Below are 1786 nucleotides of genomic sequence, written 5' to 3'. Positions count from 1 at the left end.
ATGACAGATACCGCCTTAGTTGGCGGTATCTGTGTTGATATTAGAAAGTCAATGAGTCGGTTCGTAGACGCTTACAATTTTATTATGCCAATAGAAATGCTTAAGCAAATGATACGATCCTACAAACAGTATTTAAGAATCATTAAATTCTTGACTATTGTGATGTTTATATCCATTTAAACTATTAGGGCGTGTTGACCAGCAAATGCTGCCCGAAGGGGTAGGCTAAAAGCGTTTTACTCTTTGTTGGGGAGGATTTGCTTAGAATGACTAGGCTACTTCTCCCTTGCTGCGATTAAAACGCTTTTATCTCGAACGAAATTTAACCGCGAAAGGTCAACATGCCCTAGGTATGAGCCTAAATTTTGAGAACAACTTATGAAAAGTATTATTTCGATTCAGTCTCACTTTGTGAGCGGGCATGTCGCCAATAGTTCAGCCATTTTTCCTATGCAAAAAATGGGGGTAGAGGTTTGGCCTATTCACTCCGCACAAATCTCAAGTACCACAGAGCGCAAAAATCGCAACTCAGAACAAAGTCGTGGCGCAAGGGAAATTCATGCACGAATGGGCGGTCTTAAAGACTCAGGAAAGTTAGTCGATTGTGGTGCAATACTGGCTGGATATCAGGGGAGCAGACTTCAACATCAAGCTATTGTTGACGCAGTGAAGCTCGTAAAGGAATACAACCCAGAAGCTTTATTCATATACGAACCCGAGTTTCAAAACGATGAAAATTCGCTTTATTCATCAAATAAAGTGCTCGATGTTATCGCACAGACGCTGATTCCTATGTCTGATGCCGCAATACTGAGCGAACACGAACTCAGTGAGTTAACACAACTCAATATCGAATCTCTGGACGAAGCCGTCACTGCATGCGAAGAGGTGCTCAAGACAGGGACAAAGATGGTAATAGTAAAGGGTATTAACTTGTTAGAAACAGACACCTATAATCTACTGTTAACAACACGATATGCCTCATTTGTTGCGAGCTTACCTAAGATCAATTTTGATGAAAAAGTACTTGGTATTGGAAACTTATTCTCTGCACTTTTTACTGCAGGTTTAGTCAGAAACATACGACCACTAGAGTCTTTTCGTCATGCGTTAAATGCCGCTTACGGTGTCCTAGAAATAACCAATGAACAAGGTAAATATGAGCTTCAAATTATCGATGCACAATATGAGTTTGTAGAGCCAACTCATGAGTTCGAAGTATTAAAATTAAGTAGATAACTAGGGCGTGTTGATCTTTCGAGCTGATTTTGGGGTTATGACTCCAATCTGTTGATTAATAGTAAAACTCTCGTTCAATAAAAGTACCGATGACCTTATCGTGCATTTCTTCTGAACTGGAGAAACCGATAGTTTTTCGAACGAGTCGCTTTAAGCGAGTTCTCAGGGGGAGGTTGGTTCGTTCTATCCTTTGCGTATACCGCTTACCGATGATGTGTGTTTCTCTCGGTAAGTTCGCTGAATAAACGCGGTAGTCACCTGTACAATAAAAGGGAATGGTAAATTTTGATAGAAGACGTTGTTGTTTATTAAATACCTCAGTGTCTCTTTTACCAAAAGCGTGGGCAATGATGCATTTATATCTAGGCTCCCAAGCATACCAAAGCCAACGTTGATTTGTTTTATTACCGACAAACGACCACTGCTCATCGACCTCGCATATCAACTCAATGTTCGCGATATCAAAAGGGCAGGGCGCGAGCATACTTTGATTGATTTATAACCCAAAGAAGATTCGAGCCCGATAATCATCGTTCCAACCCGCTTT

At 40.8% G+C, this 1786-nt stretch carries 1 protein-coding gene and 1 pseudogene; one reads left to right on the top strand and one right to left on the bottom strand.

The features are described from left to right. Window positions 1-378: 378 nt before the first annotated feature. Window positions 379-1239: a pyridoxal kinase gene (pdxY, locus tag Q1A70_RS19770; RefSeq protein WP_299695704.1), complete on the top strand. Its 861-nt coding sequence runs from the start codon at window positions 379-381 to the stop codon at window positions 1237-1239. Window positions 1240-1294: 55 nt separating this feature from the next. On the opposite strand, the pseudogene Q1A70_RS19765 reads toward pdxY, so the two are convergent. Continuing rightward, window positions 1295-1708 (bottom strand): annotated as a pseudogene (locus tag Q1A70_RS19765) (IS1 family transposase); the annotation flags it as partial. Window positions 1709-1786: the final 78 nt, after the last annotated feature.

This window comes from uncultured Vibrio sp. (genome assembly GCF_947488985.1).
GTDB lineage: Bacteria > Pseudomonadota > Gammaproteobacteria > Enterobacterales > Vibrionaceae > Vibrio.
The sequence above is the reverse complement of the archived record's forward strand: the minus strand, read 5'-3'. Positions and strand labels throughout refer to the sequence as shown.